General features: G+C 60.7%; 16 protein-coding genes and 1 tRNA gene. 7 read left to right on the top strand and 10 right to left on the bottom strand.

Features of this window, described 5'->3' with window-relative positions; translation table 11 throughout:
- The first annotated feature begins 52 nt into the window (after positions 1-52).
- Both K678_RS09910 and K678_RS09905 read left to right on the top strand, forming a co-directional pair.
- Positions 53-145 (top strand) — tRNA-Ser (locus K678_RS09910).
- Between the two features lie 233 nt (positions 146-378).
- Entirely contained in the window at positions 379-1,470 is a 1,092-nt protein-coding gene (locus tag K678_RS09905) for a toll/interleukin-1 receptor domain-containing protein (RefSeq protein WP_051185895.1), read from the top strand.
- A gap of 171 nt (positions 1,471-1,641) precedes the next feature.
- Here K678_RS09905 and K678_RS09900 read toward each other — a convergent pair whose 3' ends face one another.
- The 7 genes from K678_RS09900 to K678_RS17720 form a co-directional block, all read right to left on the bottom strand.
- Positions 1,642-2,112, bottom strand: a complete 471-nt coding sequence (locus K678_RS09900; protein ID WP_021132319.1) for a hypothetical protein — start codon at positions 2,110-2,112, stop codon at positions 1,642-1,644.
- A 35-nt stretch (positions 2,113-2,147) separates the two neighbouring features.
- Entirely contained in the window at positions 2,148-2,840 is a 693-nt protein-coding gene (locus K678_RS09895; RefSeq protein ID WP_155804520.1) for a hypothetical protein, read from the bottom strand.
- A 77-nt stretch (positions 2,841-2,917) separates the two neighbouring features.
- Positions 2,918-3,757, bottom strand: a complete 840-nt coding sequence (locus K678_RS09890; RefSeq protein ID WP_021132317.1) for a ParB/RepB/Spo0J family partition protein — start codon at positions 3,755-3,757, stop codon at positions 2,918-2,920.
- A 229-nt stretch (positions 3,758-3,986) separates the two neighbouring features.
- Positions 3,987-4,376 (bottom strand): hypothetical protein, encoded by a 390-nt coding sequence (locus K678_RS09885; protein ID WP_021132316.1) that lies wholly within the window; start codon positions 4,374-4,376, stop codon positions 3,987-3,989.
- Between the two features lie 62 nt (positions 4,377-4,438).
- Positions 4,439-4,696, bottom strand: a complete 258-nt coding sequence (locus tag K678_RS09880; protein WP_021132315.1) for a hypothetical protein — start codon at positions 4,694-4,696, stop codon at positions 4,439-4,441.
- Between the two features lie 507 nt (positions 4,697-5,203).
- The gene (locus K678_RS09875) at positions 5,204-5,887 is read right to left on the bottom strand and encodes a recombinase family protein (protein ID WP_021132314.1); all 684 of its coding nucleotides are present in this window, start codon (positions 5,885-5,887) and stop codon (positions 5,204-5,206) included.
- 1,045 nt (positions 5,888-6,932) lie between these two features.
- On the bottom strand, positions 6,933-8,231 hold the full coding sequence (locus tag K678_RS17720; protein WP_021132313.1) for a tyrosine-type recombinase/integrase: 1,299 nt from the start codon (positions 8,229-8,231) through the stop codon (positions 6,933-6,935).
- Between the two features lie 204 nt (positions 8,232-8,435).
- Between K678_RS17720 and K678_RS09865 the strand changes: the two genes are divergently transcribed.
- A complete protein-coding gene (locus K678_RS09865; RefSeq protein ID WP_021132312.1) occupies positions 8,436-10,217 on the top strand; it encodes a site-specific integrase in 1,782 nt (593 codons plus the stop codon).
- A gap of 33 nt (positions 10,218-10,250) precedes the next feature.
- On the opposite strand, the gene K678_RS09860 is transcribed toward K678_RS09865, so the two are convergent.
- Together K678_RS09860 and K678_RS18650 are read right to left on the bottom strand one after the other, a co-directional pair.
- Positions 10,251-11,006, bottom strand: a complete 756-nt coding sequence (locus K678_RS09860) for a hypothetical protein (RefSeq protein ID WP_021132311.1) — start codon at positions 11,004-11,006, stop codon at positions 10,251-10,253.
- Positions 11,007-11,411: 405 nt separating this feature from the next.
- The gene (locus tag K678_RS18650) at positions 11,412-11,558 is read right to left on the bottom strand and encodes a hypothetical protein (RefSeq protein ID WP_155804519.1); all 147 of its coding nucleotides are present in this window, start codon (positions 11,556-11,558) and stop codon (positions 11,412-11,414) included.
- A gap of 64 nt (positions 11,559-11,622) precedes the next feature.
- On the opposite strand from K678_RS18650, the gene K678_RS09855 reads away from it, so the two are divergent.
- From K678_RS09855 to K678_RS09845, 3 genes are all read left to right on the top strand, one after another.
- Positions 11,623-12,207, top strand: coding sequence for a recombinase family protein (locus tag K678_RS09855; protein ID WP_021132310.1), 585 nt, complete (start codon positions 11,623-11,625; stop codon positions 12,205-12,207).
- Positions 12,208-12,251: 44 nt separating this feature from the next.
- Positions 12,252-12,983 (top strand): ParB N-terminal domain-containing protein, encoded by a 732-nt coding sequence (locus K678_RS09850; RefSeq protein ID WP_021132309.1) that lies wholly within the window; start codon positions 12,252-12,254, stop codon positions 12,981-12,983.
- Positions 12,984-13,100: 117 nt separating this feature from the next.
- Positions 13,101-13,814, top strand: coding sequence for a hypothetical protein (locus K678_RS09845; RefSeq protein WP_196802566.1), 714 nt, complete (start codon positions 13,101-13,103; stop codon positions 13,812-13,814).
- A 5-nt stretch (positions 13,815-13,819) separates the two neighbouring features.
- On the opposite strand, the gene K678_RS17715 is transcribed toward K678_RS09845, so the two are convergent.
- Positions 13,820-14,725, bottom strand: coding sequence for a hypothetical protein (locus K678_RS17715; protein ID WP_155804518.1), 906 nt, complete (start codon positions 14,723-14,725; stop codon positions 13,820-13,822).
- 482 nt (positions 14,726-15,207) lie between these two features.
- On the opposite strand from K678_RS17715, the gene K678_RS09835 reads away from it, so the two are divergent.
- Positions 15,208-15,951: outer membrane protein (locus K678_RS09835; protein WP_021132306.1), on the top strand; the 744-nt coding region annotated here is incomplete at its 3' end.

Raw genomic sequence — 15,951 nt, 5'->3', positions numbered from 1 at the left:
GTAGCTTCCCCCCTCGCCGCGTCCCGAGGGGCTTGCCCCCGCCGCGACATTAGGAGGGGTGGCCGAGCGGTTGAAGGCGCACGCCTGGAAAGTGTGTATACGGTGTTGAGCCGTATCGAGGGTTCGAATCCCTCTCCCTCCGCCAGCTTCTCTACAGCCTAGAAATATCAACGATTTCAAGCCGTTAGCCGAAGCTCATTCAGCCGATCCCCACACGTTTCCCCCACACGACTTTTCTCGTCAGCCATGATTACGGCGTCCTGATGACGCCCCATTCAATCGAGAAGGCCAGATAGCTGTTGCGGTCTTGAGTGGCCGTCTTTGCGTATGCGCGAGTTGGCTGTAACATCTCGAGTGCCACTAACTCTAGGTGCCAACTTGACCACCTTCGCCCTCCCTCCGAAGACCCATGCCTTTCTTCGCCGACTTCGCACCGAGTATGATGAGGAGGGAAATTCGCTGTTGGTTGAAATCATCGATTTCAGCCGCATCCTCGTGGTTCCAGGAACCGATTACGACAACTGGAACGGTGGGACCTACGGGCACGATGTAAGGATATTCCTACCCGAGCGGGTCCTAGGAAAGATCAGGGTGCGAGAGCAACAAACACTATGCGAGAAATTGTGCGAGGACCTGAACGCGTGCTCGCAATCCTATCCAAACGAGCACTTCAGAGCCGTTACGATTGAGGGGGATGATGAGACAGACCCTGAGGCCCGTCAGGCTGTGCCGCTCGGGGGGCGTCCGAACATTGACCCAAACTCTCTCGCGATCTGGCAACCCGGCCAAATCCGGCTCTTCATCAGCCACAGGGACATCCACAAGGCGGAGGCCAAGACGCTGGGGGAGGCTTTGGCCAACTACGGCATTTCCTCGTTCGTAGCCCACGATACCATCCAGCCCATGACCACTTGGCGGAGTGAGATATTGAAAGGGTTGGAGACGATGGAGGTGATGGTCGCATTCCTAACCGAAGGCTTTCACGACAGCATCTGGACCAACCAGGAGGTTGGCTACGCCCTTGGGCGGAACGTGCCCGTCATTTCGCTGAAAATGGCAACCGAAGACCCCAAGGGGTTTATCGGCGATGTCCAGGCCGTGAAGGGGCGTCTCAGTGACCCCGATTACACTGCTGCGGAAGTCTACAAGGTCCTTGCGGAAAGGCTTGGAAACAGGGAGCGGCTTCAGGGGGCGCTCTTAACGGCCTTTGTAGCAGCCCCCGATTTCACCGAGGCGAAGAATAGGTTCGACCGTATGGCGGGTGTTGTGGGCCGCCTCTCGGATGATGAACTCCGGCAAATCATCGAGGGTTTCCGAGGCAATGATCAGCTTCATAATGCTGTATATCTCACCAGCAAGTACGAAAGATTGCGGCACTTTCTCGAACGAGCCACGGGCAAGAAATTCAGGGTAGAGGGTCGCAAGATCTCACAGTTATTTGAGACTGATGAGGATTTGATACCCTTCTGATCTGGTGGCATTTTTATTCTGCTGGGCCTTCAGTATGCAGAAAAGTGCGCTGCCAAATGTGAAAGCCTGATCAAGAAATTCTCTTCTCCGCCACTCTGCACGCCCTGCCTATCCGTCCCACCTCAGCCCCCGCTAGAGGCGCGATCCAGCGGGGGCAACATGGTCATGGCATCAGCGACGACGGAGGAAGCGAAGGGCCGTATCGCGGGCCTCCCGTTCCTCCAGGTAGAAGGCATGTGCCCGCTGTCTCTTCGCCTCGATCTCGTCAAGGGTGGCCTGGGTCTCAGCATCCTTGGCGATCAGGTTCCCCCGGCGGTATTCGGTGAAGACCTGGGCGACACGGGCAAGCTCGATGTCGGCGAGCTTGGTGCCTGCCTTGGCGGTGATGAAGTGGGCTTGGGCCTCGTTCAGATAGAAAGCCGTTCCGGGGCGACCACCCTTCGGCCCAGGGTTCGCCCCACGATGGGGCAAACTCCCGATCCCTTCGAGGGCGTCCCGGTGGCGCTTGATAAGGTCTCGTACCTTCCGGGGCCGCTCGAACCCCAGCTTCTCGGCAAGGGTCAGGTCGAGAACCCGGACCTCTCCTCCCTCCTCGATCACGTCGGGAAGTCCGGTGGGGTGGGTGGTGATGATGTCGTTCATGTCGTGTCTTTGTTCTCGATGGATGGGATGGGGGGTCACGGCTTCATCGCCGCGAAGGCTGCGTCGAGGGCTTCCAGGGCTTCGGCCTGTCGGGTGCGTTCCTGCCGATCCCAGGCGACGACATGGCCGACGAAGCGGGCGTAGGCATCGACCACCCACCGGGCAAGGGCGGCGGTGGCACGGGGGGACAGGTCGCGATAGACCGTCTTGGTCTTGCCCGCCTCCTGATCCCAGTAGCTGCCAAAGGCGAGGTCCGTCTGGGCGCGGAACAGCCGGGCAAGCTGGAACCGGAAGCCGTCCTCGCTGACGAACTGCCCCGGTTCCTCGTCCCGCAGCAGGAACAGCCCGGCGACCAGGGCGGCGCAATCAAGGGCGTTGGTGGCCTCGACCACCTTCGCCACCTCCTGCCCGGCGATCCTCTCCCACTTGCTGCCCGGCCTGCCGCTGAGGGCGTCGGCGACCGACTGGCGGGCACGATCCCCCAGCAGGGCGTGAAGCTGGTGCAGAGCGGCGGCAAGCTGGCCGGTGGTGTCCTTGTCGATGATCCCCCGCACCCTGGCGACGTAGGGGCGCAACAGGGCCTTGGTGATCCCCCGCTGTCGGACGTGCCCATGTCGGCGCTGTCGCTGGCGGTGAGCCTCGCAGAGGTGGGAATGATCGTTCCTGGCCGGGGCGGTGCAGCCGGGCACAGAGCAAGACCGGCCCCCGTGGTTGAAGAGGTCAGCCATGATCGGCCCGCCTATGCAGAATGTACCGCCTAAGGAATGCATGAGGTGCCCCCGATGGCAGCCTTCGAGGGGGCTGCTCAGTAATCGTCATCGGCATCCTCGCCCTCGACATCGGGCAGGTATTCCCTCAGGTGCTCAGCCAGATCAGGCAGCTTCCTGCCGAAGTACATATCGAAAGCCCTGGCAGCGAGGGCGGGATTAGTGGCCAACTTGGTACTGAACACCTTGGCCATCCGATCAGCATAGATGGCGGCTTGAAGCTCAAGGCGCTGCTCGATCTCCTCATCGGTGGGCATCATGCCCGCCTTACCGTCCGCCAATTTCCTTGCCTCCAGCCAGACATCACAGTCGAAGGCTTCATCGCCAAGCACCTTCATCACCCGGCGCATCTCGGCAACCTGCCCATCGGAGACCACGGCCGCGTCAGCGATCTTCGCCTTGGAGAAACACCCCATGCGGACAAGCCGCCATGCGTAGTCCATGCGTTCCTGCACCGACATCGAGAGCTTGGCGCGGCTGTTGGCCTTGCCAGCTTCCAGAACGGCTTCATCCACGGTACCGGCGAAGTACTGGACCGGAACCAGGGTGACGAGCCCCGCCAGCCGGTACGCCTCGAAGCGGTGGTGCCCGTCGATCAGGATGGTATCCGCCCCGACCTGAACCACGGTCACGGGGTCGAGAACACGCCCCGACTTCACCACCCTGGTCAACTCGCTGATGTGGTTCTCTGCCATCCCCCGAGGCTGGAACAGGTCGGGCATGAGGCTGATAGCCGACAGCGGGAGGTGATCGGGAAGCCCATCCGGGGGCGGGGTGGTGGTGGTGCGGGCTTTGAGGTCCGCAAGCAGGCTGACCGGCTCGAAGGAGGCAATGGCCTCTCCTTCGGGTGGCATCTGCTCGTCGTTCATGATGTTCATGTTCTGGGTTCCTTTGACGTGGAATGTGGGGGCGCTAAGGCCCCGCTTAGGGTGGTGTTGAGGTGCTGCCGAATGCCGTACCCGTCCTCCGAGGGACAGACACAAACAACATATTCATTGTGTGAAATCCTCCCGGTTCCCGCCCATTCCGGGTCTGTCAGGAAGGGTTCTGGGAGAGGCCCCCGCCAGGGCGAACCGTAGCGTGGGTGGCGGGTACGGCTGGTCGGGATCAGGCTTTGACGGGCGGAACCTGGAAAGCGGCTTGCAGCCTCTCGGAGGCTACCATCAGATCGAAGACACGATCCCGAATGCAGTCGAGCGCCGCCGTTGCGTTGTCACTGGTGGCATTCGTAATCATGGTGGGGATCAGAGACAGCAGGCTGTTCATATGCTCTTCATCATCAGTGATGAACGACAGGTTCAGAAGCAAATCCATCAGAATATGCTCCCGTCTTTCATCTTCATCGTCTACGTGCAAGCTGACGGAAAGATGCCGGATGGCGGCAGAAACCTTTCCATATGCTTCAAGAATATAGGCGACTTCGAAAGCCTCATGCGCCTTGGTGACGGTCGGAATGTTGATGAAAGCGGCGGCAGGAAGATCGGTGTGGTTGCTCATGTCGGTTTCCTTTGATGGGTATGTTTGTGGTGGTGTGAGCGGGCTATCCGCCCACGTCAGGTTCAGGCGAGCGAACGCTTCAGGCCGGGCACCAGCCAGCGGCCAAGCTCGAACACGGCCTGGGTGCGCCCGGCACGGATCACCAGGGCATTCCCTTCAGAGAGGGGGCCTTCCTGGCGAAGAAACCATGCAGGACGGATATTGTCGGGAAGGCGGAAGGTCAGGTCGAACGAGAGAAAGTCTCCAAGTCTGGCAAAGACACCAGTCCGCGAGACCTCCACCTCATACTCGACGGCGAACAGGCAAATCCTGAAAAGCATTTGATCTAAACTCCCGCACATCGTGTTGACTGGCGGGAGAATGCCGACCTCTGCTTATGCAGTCAATCCGGCTTCACTTTAGAGTGACTGCATTTATAGACAGAAAATCTAGTGTGTTCTTTTATGAAGCTTGGACTTAGCGGAGGGATGTTGCGAAACCACACCCCCGCTGTTGCAAAAACCAATACGCAAGACATATGCAACGCTGCGCCCATAATGTTTGGTATAGCGCCGCACCTCGGCGCCCTCATGATGCCTACGATAGGCGACGCATCGGGCCGGGTGGGCTGGTGGGTGGTATGACGCCTCATACCGGCCGCCCTTTGAAATGACCCGGCTCCTTACCGTGGTCCGCGTCGGGCTGCCGCCCGAACCCGCCCGGAGGCTGGCGCCTCCAGACCTCTCCCTTTTTTGAAAAAAGAAGGGGGTTTGGGGCCTCGCCCCAAGCGGGGACCGGGGCGGCAGCCCTGGCGACAGAGGATGGATCAGATCAAAGGGCGGCCGGTATCACCCCACCAGGGCCAGGAACCGCTGAACCTGCACCGCCTGCCACTTCCCGCCCCGGCTGGTCGGGATGCCTCGATCATTCAGGGCACGGGCAATGCCGCTGGCGCTGGTGACCCCCTCGGCCCGGATGGCGTCGATGATCGGCGACAGGGCAGAAGCCCGCTTGCTGGCTTCAGCGGCCCGGCTGGCGGCTGATCTCTCGGCCCCTGCCGCCCGCTGTTCCTGGGTCAGGTCGTAGCCCCGATAGCCCCCCAGCTTGACGCCCCGCGCCTTGGCTGCGGCGAGGGCTGCCTTGGTCCGCTGGCTGATCTTCCGGGCCTCCTCCTCTGCGATGGCAGCTTCGATGTGGAGGCGGAAGGGATCGGCATCGGGCATGTCACAGGCGACGAAGCGGACATCGGACTTCATCAGGGCGGCGATGAAGGCGACATCGCGGGCCAGCCGGTCCAGCTTGGCAATGAGCAAGGTGGCTCCGGTCTTGCGGCAGACCTCCAGGGCGGCGCGAAGCTGGGGGCGGTCCTGATCGGTCTTCTTGCCGCTTTCAACCTCGACGAAGGGCGGCTGAATGGTGGTGTCCCCATCCCGCAGGAAGCGGCGAACCGCCTCCTTCTGCCCCTCCAGCCCCAACCCGGAACGGCCCTGCTTGTCGGTGGACACCCGGTAGTACTCGACATAGGCGGTCATGGCTTGCCTCGTTACGCAAGCTGTCAACGTTCGTTGAGTGTTTATGTAATGGGGCTGGCGGGGTGGTGTCAAGGCGGTACGGGATCGAGCGACACCACCAGGAACCGAGAGGCAAAAGGAAACCGTGGTTTCCATTTCACCGCTCCCGGCTGGTCGCTCCCCCAGGGGCCACCGGAGGCTATCGACCTCCCGGACGGCTGCTCGCCCTCAGCCCCTTCATGCCGGCTGGCCGGGCTTGGACGCGACGAACAGCCCCACAGCGAGCGGGAGGAAGGCCCGTGTCGCGACGAATACCGTAGCGAATGGCGACGGAATTCCCGTCTCCCGTCGCCCCTTCTATGCAGAATGCACGGCGTAAGGAATGCACAAGCCGGGGCTGTTGGGGGCCATCTCTGCCACGACACCACGAGGCCCCTTGCCCGGCTCTGGTCCCTGGGAAGGACAGCCAGCCAGGGCCACCAGGGCGCCGACAGGAACGAGAACGGCTGGGGGTAGCTGGGCACCCCCCCATTCCATCAATCTTCCCAGTTGGCAACTGTAGGGGCAGCGAGGCCCCGGCATGGGGGGAACCGCGTGTTAGCTGGGGGCTTGATGCTCGCTCAGATTTTTGCGAGAAATGTTTTATGTGTCATCAATCAAAAAAGCTTCCTATGCGGCACTTCTTTGTTGCGCTACTTGTCTCACTGGTCTCCGTTCCTTCTGTAGCGTCAACAGCGATACCTCTGAATGAGGCATATGGCGAAGTTACCTATCTTACGCTTGGTTTCGAGTGTGCCATTAGAAAAAGAAATCCAGAGCTTGTCTATGAATGGTCAAAGCTCCTCAATCGTCGGATTGAATTTACCAGGACAGAGGGGAATGACGCTGATTACATCGCACTTGACGCTCTTGTTCATAAATTGATTAAGAGGTTTGAGATTGAGGATATCTCCTGCTTTGATGTTCCCAAGTTGCCTTTCGACACGAATGAAAGGTACAGGTGAGGGTATAGACGTTGATTTTGCACAGCAGCCGCCAATTGCCATTATTTGAAGAAAATCTCAACCTACCCGTATCCCGGGTAGTCGATCCTCTCCAACGCCTCCCGCTTTACCTCCAAGCTCGCCCCGCCCGAGTACAGCCCATAGGTCATGGTCGGCTTGTCGTGGCCGATGATGTCGGCGGCGACGTTCTCGGGCACCCCGGCGTTCTCCAGCAGGGTGGCAACGGTCTTGCGGATCGAATGGAAGACGTGCTGGGGGCCGAACTTCAGGTCGGTCTTCAGCCGCCCGAACCGCTTGCCAATGGCGTCCGACCGATCCCCGTACTTGTTCATGCTCAGCCCTGGCAGGAGGAAGCCATCCTTCCCGGCATCCCGGATCAGCCGGTCCATGGTGGTCTTCAGCTTGGAATGAATGGGCACCGTCCGCCGCCCCGCCTGTGACTTGTCGTGCAGGATGTCGAAGCTGTCTTCCCGGACCTCCTCAACCCGCAGGGCACACAGGCTTTCGATCCGGCCACCTGTCCACATCCCCAGCCGGATCAGGTCGGCAAGCTGGGTGTCCCCCTTGGCCTCGGCGGCCCGCAGCAGGGCGACCACGTCGGCAGGGGTGAAGGGAACCCAACTCTCGGACCCCGCTGTCCGCTTGCCCTCTTGGGGAAGGGTCAGCTTCTCGAAGGGCAGATGGTCGCGTGAGATGACCTCAATGGAAATGAGATAGGACCAGTAGCCCCGTAGCTCGGACAGAATGCGCTGGATGGTCTTCGCCTTCTTGCCTTCGTCGGCGACAAGGCGGTTGACCCACCGCTGCACGTCCTTGGCCTTCACATCCTGAACGTAGGCGAACTCCTCCACGAACTTGAGGACGGTGGACTTCTTCATGTCCTTGGTTTTCGCCTCGTTGGACAGGGTGGCAAGCCACTCGTCAAGGTGTTCATCGAACTTCACCAACCTACCAGTGGCGATGGCGTTGAAACGATATGCCGCCTCGACCTCAGGCAAGTCCTGCCATCCGTCTTGGTGATAGTCGGTGAACCCCGCCCTCTCCATCGCACGTTCAACGCGGGCTTGGGTCTCATCACCAATGTAATCGAGGGTCATTTCCCGAAACTCCTCGGGGGTCTCTTTCAAGACCTTGCGCCAGTAGGCGGCATCCCGTTCGACGTGATCTCGGGTGCCCCGGCGGGCCTGCTCGATCAGCGACAGCCATTCGACTTCAAGTAGGGCGGCGCGGCGCTTTGCGATGAACTTGTCTTCCGTCTCAAGCCCTTTGAAGAACTGCTTGCCGCGCCCTATCGCCTCCCGGACATCCTCGGGAATTTCGTGGATGGCATACCACCGCCGCCGTCTCTTCTCCAAGTACATGGTGAAAGCCTCCCCAACACGTTTCCCCCACACATATGATGGCGGAACACGTTGGAAATCAAGGCTTCTGCGGCTTACGGATCATGTCGTCGGATCGTCCCTCTCCCTCCGCCACTTTTCCCTAGGGCCTTGGCGTTTCAGCAAGTCCTTGGGAACCAATCAGAAAATCTTCTCGCTGCTCCAGCCGACTGTTACAGTGGGAGCATGGAGAAGATGCCCGGACATCCCCGTCTTTATCGTCGTGGCGCCGTTTACTGGCACCGGGCCGCCGTGCCCGTGGACATCGCGGACACGTACCCCAAGACCGAGGAAACCTTCTCCCTCCGCACCAAGGATCATCGGGACGCCCTGAAGCTGGTCCGCATCGAAGCGGCACGGGTAGACCGTCTGTTCGATGACCACCGCCGCCGCATGGCGCTACAGGCCCAGCCGCCCCTGGACACGCTGACGGACGAGCAGGTCAAGCGCATCGGCGAGGTCTACTACGCCGCCCTGCTGGACGAGGACGACGAAGTCCGCAACGAGGCGTTCGAGGGCCGCTCGTTCGAGGAATACGTTGAGGACATCGACGCCTTCGACACCGGCACCCGCCACCAGTTCGCCCGTGGCGAAGTGAGCAGCTTCTACGAAGACGAGGTGGACGAGGTCCTGTCCTGGGACAACGTGGCCCTGCGGCTGGCCGAGGATGCCCCGTGCCGTCGCAAACTGGCGCGGGAACTCCAGGCCGCCGCCATCCGCGCCTACAAGGCCAAGAGAGCCAGGAATGAGGGCGAGCCGGTGGAGACCCCGGCGGCACCGGCTGTGACGCCACCGCCCAGCACAGTGAAAGCACCGCTGGAAGTTAGATCCAGTGTGTCTACCACCCCGCCCTTGTCGCATCTGGTCAAGGAGTGGATCGCCGAGAAAGCCCGCACATCCTGGGTTCCCAAGACCGAGCATGAGCACCGGGTATGGATGGGGCACTTCATCGCCGTCACCGGGGACAGGCCGTGGACCGAGTACGGCAAGGCCGAGGCGCGAGCGTTCAAGGCGATCTTGATGCATCTGCCGGCCAACTGGAACAAGTTCGATGACCTCAAGGGCCTGACCATCGCCGAAGCGTCCGCCAAGGCGCAGGAACTGGCGATGGCCCCGATGTCAGAAAAGAACCTGAACAAGCTGCTGGGCTACGTCGGATCGCTGTGGACCTGGGCGGCGGATCACTATGATGAGTGCCCGCCCAACCCGTTCAAGGGCCTCAAGGTGAAGATGAAGGGGCGCAACGTCCGTGAGGAACGCGACCCGTTCACCCTGGACGAACTGAAGGCCATCTTCCGTGCCCCGGTCTACACGGGCTGCAAGTCCGTCCGGGAATGGACCTCGCCGGGCTCGTTGATCCCTCGAGATACCGGCATGTTCTGGGTGCCCCTGATCGGCCTGTTCACCGGGGCGCGGTCGGGCGAGATCATCCAGCTTCGGGTCGAGGAAGTGCGAACGGAACACGGCGTCCTGTTCTTCGACATCAACGACGATGGCGAGGACAAGCGCCTTAAAACTCCCCACAGCAAGCGCAACACGCCGGTCCATCCCGTCCTGATCCAACTGGGCCTGCTGGATCATGTCGCCCTACGCAAGCGCCAGGGTGAACAGCGGCTGTTCCCCGAGATGAAGATGGGCGCGGACGGCTATTACTCGTCACCATACTCCAAGCACTTCCGGCGATTCCTGGAGGCGGTGAAGGTGAAGCACCGCAAGAACGCCTTCCACAGCTTCCGTCATAGCTTCGAGGACGCCTGCCGCAACTCGGACATCTCCAAGGAGATCATGGACGCCCTGCAAGGCCACGGCGAAGAGGGCATGTCAGGCCGCTATGGCCGGGGTTTTTTCCTCAAAAAGCTGGCCGAGGCGATGGCCCGGCTGCGGTACGAGGGCTTGGACCTGGGGCACCTTCGCCCGGATGTTCCGGGGCAAAAATGTGAGCGGGCATCCGATCAAGCGGCAGAGTGACATTCTCCCCCGGTGGGAGGGGGCGCCATGGCGCTACTGGGCAGCATCGAACTCTGCCAGCCATCGCAGGTACGAGGCGGCAGTGCTGACGGTCAGGACCGCAAGGGAAAGCGGGGGCTGGGTTGGCTCCTCTTCACCCTGCCCATGCCGATAGAAGTGCACCCCATCCACCCAGTCGCTGAAGCTGGCGAGCAGCTTGACGGTGGCCCTTGCGGCAGTCTTGTCCTCCGAGAGATGCGCCTGCACATGCGGCTCAAGATGAGCCCTGATTTCGGCAGATCCCAATCGAGGGGCCTTGGGGAAGATAAGGCGGAACAGGATTTCGACCGCTTCGAAGGCCGAACGCATTGCGTTCTTACCGTTGGGTGGCGTCTCGTCTAATGCCTGCTGTGCTGCTTGGAATGCTGCCTGGACACCGTTGTAGCGGGACGATCCGAGCGCCGCTAGGCTTGAAGCCACGTTGTGGTCAAACTCGCCATCAACTGCGAAATGAACGCCGCCCTGGTCATCGACACGGTATCCAGCGTTCTCTTCCTGGAAGACCCGGCGAACAACTTTTACCCATGCCGCTTCATCTCTCGCTAGCCCATGGCTAATCCGAACACTTCGCCAGATGATGGTGATGGCATCCAAGAAATCTCGGAGTTCACACTTGAGTAAAAAGGCTTGGACGTTGTGGTGTTCGTAGCCCATTGGAACGGCAACGCCCAACTCCAATTCCAGGTTCCGCCCTGCACTGGTCTTGAAGAACCCAAATTCATTGAAGAACGATGCGATGCGGCGGCGCATTCGGTCACTATCAGATGCCGGAACTCCGCGCCGCAAATAGACGTGACTGAAGCGCTGGCCGATGGGCAAAGTGTCTGGCATCGCGTCCTACCTATAGGGCCATACGAACGGCGAGCACAGCATACGGCGACGGCAGTGCCAATCCAAGTTCTTCTACCAATGGAAGTCGACGAGTGGCTTACCGCTGTCTCACTGGACCAAGCTCCAGCAAGGCGTCTCATAGCTTTCCTCTCCCGCCAAGCGACGTTCAGAAAACCCCCAGGAAAACGGCTGATGCGGACCGAGCCTTTATGCGGGTTCTAACACCTCGCCGCCGCCGTTCACAAACCAGTTGATTTATGAACGCTCGTGCCGTAGGAACTTATGGATAGACAGCCATAGCAAGAGGTAGCAATGCAGACGGCGTTAGATCAGGTAGTCCACCAGTGTTGCCGGGATTTCGTAGCCCATCTCGCGGGGCTGAATGTGGATCCATATGTCCGTGAAGCGGTCATGAAGATCGCCGTACGGGACACCGTCTGGCTTCTGCTTGAAGCCTTCGATGATCAGCATGCACTAGCAGATCAGCTCGAAACCATGGCTGATCTTGTCCGACGTCACGCAGAAGATCAGCCAGATGCGTAGGGCCGCGATCTACCTGCGGGTCTCGACGGACGGACAGACCACCGAGAACCAACGCCTGGAACTGGTGGCCGTGGCCGAGCGGTCGGGCTGGGAGGTGGTCGAGGTCTACGAGGACGCCGGTATCTCCGGGGCCAAGGGCCGCGACAAGCGCCCCGCCTTCGACCGGCTGACCAAGGACGCCACCCGCCGCAAGTTCGATGTGGTCATGGCGTGGTCGGTGGATCGGCTGGGCCGCAGCCTCCAGGATTTGGTCGCCTTCCTGTCCGAGGTCCACGTCCTGGGAGTTGACCTGTTCCTGCACCAGCAGGGCATCGACACCACCACACCAGCCGGCAAGGCCATGTTTCAGATGCTGGGCGTGTTCGCCGAGTTCGAGCGGTCAATGATCCAGGAGCGGGTCAAGGCCGGGCTGGCCCGTGCCCGGTCACAGGGCAAGATACTGGGCCGCCCTGGCGTTGCCCAACCGACCCGGCAAGCGGTGCTGGAGGCCAAGGCCGAGGGCTTGAGCATCCGCAAGATTGCCGAGCGTGTGGGCTTGTCGGTCGGGGCCGTTCACGGCATCGTCAGCGCCCCGTGATGCGGGGTGGTCATTTTCGTTTAATCGCACCAGAAGGATCAGGGATGACGGCGAACGCCAGCGTGAAGCAGCTCGACATCGTGGACATCATCCGCGACCAAGAAACCCTCCAGGTCCGCACCGAGGTCGATCCCAAGACCGTCGAGCAGTACGCCCGCAGCATGAGGGCCGGGTCCAAGTTCCCGCCGGTCCAGGTCTACGAGGTGGATGGCAGGCTGTTCCTGGTGGACGGGTTCCACCGTGTCGCCGCTGCCGAGGCGGTGGCCGATCACAAGAAGGCGCTGACCCGGACCATCGCCGCCTCGGTCACCGTGGGCACCATGGGCGAAGCGATGCAGGCCGCAGCCCTCGCCAACACCACCAATGGCAAGGCGCTGAAGACTGCCGAGTACCGACGCTCGTTCCGCATGCTGGCGAAGTCCGGTGTGCTGGAGGGCCTGGACAGCCGCACCATCGCCGACATGATGAACAACGTCGTCAGCCATGTGACCATTTGGAAGTGGGCCAACGAGGACTTTCCCGGCCTGCTCGGCAACAAGGCCAAGAAGGGCGAGCGTCCCGAAGGCGGCGGCAGCCGTCCCATCGATCCCTTGTCCGCCGCCCAGGTCGAGCAGCAGGCCGCCATCAGCGCCCTGTATCAGTCCCTGCGCTTGCTGAACGCCGGCAAGGTCACCAGCACCCAGGCCTTGAACGAAATCGCCCAGGCCGCCACGGAGGTGCTGGCCGAAGCGGTCAAACGTGGCGGTGATCCCGAGGGCAACCCGAGCCCGTTCTAAGTGACTGTGAAAGCAGCGATTTCCGCATTCTGTTAACTTTTAACGCTTCATGGGCGCAAGTGCCGCATCCAAGTGCCTGTAGTGAAACGATTTTCCGTCTGTTAAGCGGGGGTGAAGTTGGCGGTCGATTGGGAACGGCGGAGGCGCCGCAAGCGCGAGGTCGCCGAACGGGCGGCTGAACCGAACCATATGTATGCCTACTGCCGGGTGATCGGCTGCGGCAAGCCTGCCAGGGCGGGAACCTCGGACGGACTGGACACCCGGTTCTGCCGCTCCCACGCCGAGCACCTTCAGCGCCACGGCAGCGCCTTCAAGCGGTCATACACCGCCGCTGAACTGACCCCATACCGCCGGGCCGCCCTGGAGTGGCTGGAGGCGAACCCGGACCTGCACTGGGTCAAAAACGCCGTGCAGAGGGTCGAGGCCCTCTACCAGCAGGCGGGCGCCCACGTCGAGGCGTTCCGGCTGCGCGGCCTCGATCCGCGCGAGCGGGCCTGGAAGCATTGGGCGCGGCTGCGCAAGGCCGAGGTCGATCCCCGCCGGGTGGTCGCTGCATGGCTGGCGGTGGAAATGATCATCGCCGCCGATCCACAGCCCGTCCGCACCGCCGAGTTCAAGCGGGTCCAGGCCGCCAAGCTGGTTCACCGCATGGCGAGCGGCACTCACAGGCGATGGGAGCGAGAACGGCCCGCAACATCGGGACCTGCCGTGATGGTGGTCGAGGAAAGGCACTGGTATCCGCGCAGCCGAGGCCGTGTGCTGCGATACGTCGGAGAGGATTTAGAAGGTGCAGCGGAGCTCTTGGTCGAGCATCACTTGAAAAATCGTTAAGGAGCCTACGCCGCGCCGGATTCATCGGTCGGAAAGCCGTACTTCTGTAAAAGAGCCTGATAAGAGAATAGGCGCACCTGCAAGTCTCCCCCGACCCCGTCGTGATACCGCTGGACCATTCGCCGCGCGGCCTCCGAAATGCCATCCCCATCCAAGACCAATGCAATTATGAACCGGGCACCAACGACGCCACTTTCCTGGATGGCGCGACGATAGGATTCTACTTGATTCGTCGCCTCCCGGAGTCGTCTAACGAGATTCCCCACGAAACGCGTCATTTTCACTTCGACGACAATCATTTCGCCGGCTGCATGGATTACACCGTCCGCCCGTAGAGGACGGGAACCTTTTACGGGGAACACAACTTCTCGCCGGACTGAACCACCGAACTCATTCTGTAAATCCTGGAATACGAGGCCCTCCGCAATGTAGGCCCTGGCCATCAGATCCTCACGCCGTGCGAAGGGCGCGTCAATCGTTCCACGCGGCGAGATCCTGTCCAAAGAGCTTGCCAGGGTCGATTCAGGCTGATGGGGGGGCGGTGTTTCAGATGGCGGGCCATCCGTTACCTTGCCCTTTTCGTCCGCATCAATGTCGGCACTTAAACGCTCCCCAAGCGTCCTGGCCGGCGAAGAATCCGCCGCGTTCAGGAAGCCCTCGTCCGAGCGATAATCGCCAGGGCCGTAAAGTTTTTTGTGATGCTTCGCAACCAGCCACGAGAACACCCAAAGAACCACGAATGGGAAGAGCGCGACGAAGACAACAAGGATGGTCTGGTTGTAGAAAGCAAGGCTTCCAACGGAGACGCCCAAGAGCGAGACGCTCATGGCATAGATCAATGAGATGAAGAGGGCGATAATTCCCAGTGGGTTCCTTGCAGAAAGCTTCGGCATCTGGAATCGTTCGCTCATGTCTCCGCCCCCCTCAAACACCACCTCCGGTTTACCATCGCTCAAGCAGCCATCCAAGAGGATATAAGCAAGAGCCATGGACACTGTTACAGTGGCCTGCTACAGTTCGCCCACGAGCAGCGAGCTGGAAATGGCGGTAATGCTGGGGTTTCAGCCTTGATCACGAGGCTCCCTCTCCCTCCGCCATTTCCCTTTAGAAATCACATCTCTGATTTCCTATGGGCGCTGTGAAATACAGGCGCTCCACGCCATTCCTGTGTCAACGTTGTTGACCGATTGGGACGCCGGAGAGCGATTTCGCCGCCAGCTGTTGATTGTACGGGTTTGAGGTGGGGCGTTGAAGTAGCTGCACCTAGCGGCGACAATCATATCGCTTAATTGACGAAGCATCTTAGCGACAGCATAGTATCCCAAGGCACCAGAGCGATGCGGTTTCGCCATGGTGGGTTGGCTGTCGGGCGTTTTCTTGAAAGGTACGGTCGATGCGGGCGCATGTGGTTGCTCTTTATTCCACTCTCATCTGGGGGTTAGGCAGCGGAGCCGCGTTGGCGCAATCGCCGACGGCCGCCGACTGGTCGGGATTCTATGTCGGTGGTCTTTTGGGCGGGACGAACAGCAAGGCGCAAGTGAAGACGGGTGTCGGTGTCGCTAAATATTTTGATGCGACCGATACCAGGCAAATGGACCGTGCCGGCAATAACGATCTGGTCCAGTGGCGTCCTGCGGGCGGCTTGGTGGGCGGTTACAACACCCAGTTCGGAAACATCCTGATCGGGGTCGAGGCAAGCGCCAATACCCTTGCTCTTAACGATGAACGCACGGTCAGTGAAAATTTTGAATCGCGCCCCACGGCGCGGTTCGTCCTCAAGCAATCGGTCACGGCCGATTGGATGGCGACACTGCGTCCCCGGCTAGGCTGGGCAGAGGATAATTGGCTCGGCTATGTCACCGGCGGTCTTGCCGTGACACAGTTGAAGCTGGACACCCTGCTTACCGACAATGCCTTCAACGGGTTTTCCCAGGGTTCAGAGACCAAGATCACGACCGGATGGAGTGTCGGACTTGGTGGTGAGTACGCGTTAGACGAGAACTGGGCGCTTCGTGGCGAATATCTCTATACTCAATTTGGGAAAGTGAAGTCGTCCTCCGAGACCCTGTCGACCAATAACCCTGGCGGCAGCCTGAGCCACACAGCTTCGCTCGATACCCAAGCGGTGATGATCGGC

It is taken from the genome of Magnetospirillum fulvum MGU-K5 (genome assembly GCF_000442515.1).
Lineage (GTDB): Bacteria > Pseudomonadota > Alphaproteobacteria > Rhodospirillales > Magnetospirillaceae > Phaeospirillum > Phaeospirillum fulvum_B.
Note: the sequence above shows the minus strand (reverse complement) of the source record. Positions and strands in the feature narration are given on the sequence as shown.

What these genes read in the sequence shown, in the direction of transcription:
- K678_RS09900 (WP_021132319.1), bottom strand. Translation starts at nt 2,112, where the DNA reads ATGAACGACATCATCACCACCCACCCCACCGGACTTCCCGACGTGATC.
- K678_RS09895 (WP_155804520.1), bottom strand. Translation starts at nt 2,840, where the DNA reads ATGGCTGACCTCTTCAACCACGGGGGCCGGTCTTGCTCTGTGCCCGGC.
- K678_RS09890 (WP_021132317.1), bottom strand. Translation starts at nt 3,757, where the DNA reads ATGAACATCATGAACGACGAGCAGATGCCACCCGAAGGAGAGGCCATT.
- K678_RS09885 (WP_021132316.1), bottom strand. Translation starts at nt 4,376, where the DNA reads ATGAGCAACCACACCGATCTTCCTGCCGCCGCTTTCATCAACATTCCG.
- K678_RS09880 (WP_021132315.1), bottom strand. Translation starts at nt 4,696, where the DNA reads ATGCTTTTCAGGATTTGCCTGTTCGCCGTCGAGTATGAGGTGGAGGTC.
- K678_RS09875 (WP_021132314.1), bottom strand. Translation starts at nt 5,887, where the DNA reads ATGACCGCCTATGTCGAGTACTACCGGGTGTCCACCGACAAGCAGGGC.
- K678_RS17720 (WP_021132313.1), bottom strand. Translation starts at nt 8,231, where the DNA reads ATGTACTTGGAGAAGAGACGGCGGCGGTGGTATGCCATCCACGAAATT.
- K678_RS09865 (WP_021132312.1), top strand. Translation starts at nt 8,436, where the DNA reads ATGGAGAAGATGCCCGGACATCCCCGTCTTTATCGTCGTGGCGCCGTT.
- K678_RS09860 (WP_021132311.1), bottom strand. Translation starts at nt 11,006, where the DNA reads ATGCGCCGCCGCATCGCATCGTTCTTCAATGAATTTGGGTTCTTCAAG.
- K678_RS18650 (WP_155804519.1), bottom strand. Translation starts at nt 11,558, where the DNA reads ATGCTGATCATCGAAGGCTTCAAGCAGAAGCCAGACGGTGTCCCGTAC.
- K678_RS09855 (WP_021132310.1), top strand. Translation starts at nt 11,623, where the DNA reads ATGCGTAGGGCCGCGATCTACCTGCGGGTCTCGACGGACGGACAGACC.
- K678_RS09850 (WP_021132309.1), top strand. Translation starts at nt 12,252, where the DNA reads ATGACGGCGAACGCCAGCGTGAAGCAGCTCGACATCGTGGACATCATC.
- K678_RS17715 (WP_155804518.1), bottom strand. Translation starts at nt 14,725, where the DNA reads ATGAGCGAACGATTCCAGATGCCGAAGCTTTCTGCAAGGAACCCACTG.